The sequence below is a fragment of the Streptomyces sp. NPDC006739 genome, assembly GCF_042869815.1.
In the GTDB taxonomy this organism is placed as follows: domain Bacteria; phylum Actinomycetota; class Actinomycetes; order Streptomycetales; family Streptomycetaceae; genus Streptomyces.
On record NZ_JBIAGM010000091.1, the window covers coordinates 1 to 1,579 of the forward strand.

At 67.2% G+C, this 1,579-nt stretch carries 2 protein-coding genes; both read left to right on the forward strand.

Features of this window, described 5'->3' with window-relative positions; all coding sequences use genetic code 11:
* On the forward strand, window positions 1-729 hold a 729-nt coding region (locus ACFYMM_RS44385; RefSeq protein WP_388398561.1), incomplete at its 5' end, for a DUF3459 domain-containing protein.
* Window positions 726-1,579 (forward strand): alpha-amylase family glycosyl hydrolase (locus ACFYMM_RS44390; RefSeq protein WP_388398564.1); only part of this gene is annotated, 854 nt, incomplete at its 3' end. The genes ACFYMM_RS44385 and ACFYMM_RS44390, both read left to right, overlap by 4 nt.

A 1,579-nucleotide genomic window follows, 5' to 3' on the forward strand; every position in this document is an offset into this window, starting at 1 on the left:
GCCCAGATCGGCTTCCAGCAGTCGTACACCTACTTCACCTGGCGCACCACCAAGCGGGAACTGACCGACTACCTCACCGAACTGTCCGGCGAGGCTGCCGCCTACATGCGCCCGAACCTCTTCGCCAACACCCCCGACATCCTGCACGCCTACCTCCAGCACGGCGGCCGTGCCGCCTTCGAGGCCCGCGCCGTCCTCGCCGCCACCCTCTCCCCCACCTGGGGCATCTACTCCGGCTACGAACTGTGCGAGAACACCCCGCTGCGCGAGGGCAGCGAGGAATACCTCGACTCGGAGAAGTACCAGCTCAAACCCCGCGACTGGGAAGCCGCCGCCCGCGAGGGCCGCACCATCGCCCCCCTCATCACCCAGCTCAACACCATCCGGCGGCGGCATCCGGCGCTGCGACGCCTGCGCAACCTCCGCTTCCACCACACGGACAACGACTCCGTGATCGCCTACAGCAAGCGTTCCGGGCCGGACACGGTCGTCGTGGTCGTCAACCTCGATCCCCACCACACCCAGGAGGCCACGGTCTCGTTGGACATGCCGCAACTCGGCCTGGACTGGAACGCCACCCTGTCCGTGCACGACGAACTGACGGGGGAGACCTATCACTGGGGCAGGAACAACTACGTACGCCTGACGCCCGGCCGGGCGCCGGCGCACGTGCTCCATGTCGGGCGACCGTCCGCCTCGCCACAGATCGGAGGGCCCAGAGCGTCATGACTGTCAACGACCCCGTCCCGGACACCTTCGAGGACACACCCGCCAAGGACCGGGACCCGGAGTGGTTCAAACGGGCGGTCTTCTACGAGGTCCTGGTCCGTTCCTTCCAGGACAGCGACGGCGACGGCATCGGCGACCTCAAGGGCCTGACCTCCAAACTCGACTACCTCCAGTGGCTCGGCGTCGACTGCCTCTGGCTGCCGCCGTTCTTCAAGTCGCCGCTCCGGGACGGCGGTTACGACGTCGCGGACTACACCGCCGTGCTGCCCGAGTTCGGTGACCTCGCCGACTTCGTGGAGTTCGTCGACGCCGCCCACCAGCGCGGCATGCGCGTCATCATCGACTTCGTCATGAACCACACCAGCGACCAGCACCCGTGGTTCCAGGAATCGCGCACCAACCCCGACGGTCCCTACGGCGACTACTACATGTGGGCCGACGACGACAAGCAGTACCCCGACGCGCGGATCATCTTCGTCGACACCGAGGTCTCCAACTGGACCCACGACCCGGTACGCGGCCAGTACTACTTCCACCGCTTCTTCTCCCACCAGCCGGACCTCAACTACGAGAACCCCGCCGTGCAGGAGGAGATCCTCGCCGCCCTGCGCTTCTGGCTGGACCTCGGCATCGACGGGTTCCGGCTGGACGCCGTGCCGTACCTGTACGCGGCCGAGGGCACCAACTGCGAGAACCTGCCCGCCACCCACGAGTTCCTGAAGCGGGTGCGCAAGGAGATCGACGCGATGTACCCCGACACGGTGCTGCTGGCGGAGGCCAACCAGTGGCCCGAGGACGTCGTCGACTACTTCGGCGACTACGCGGGCGGGGGCGACGAGTGCCACATGGC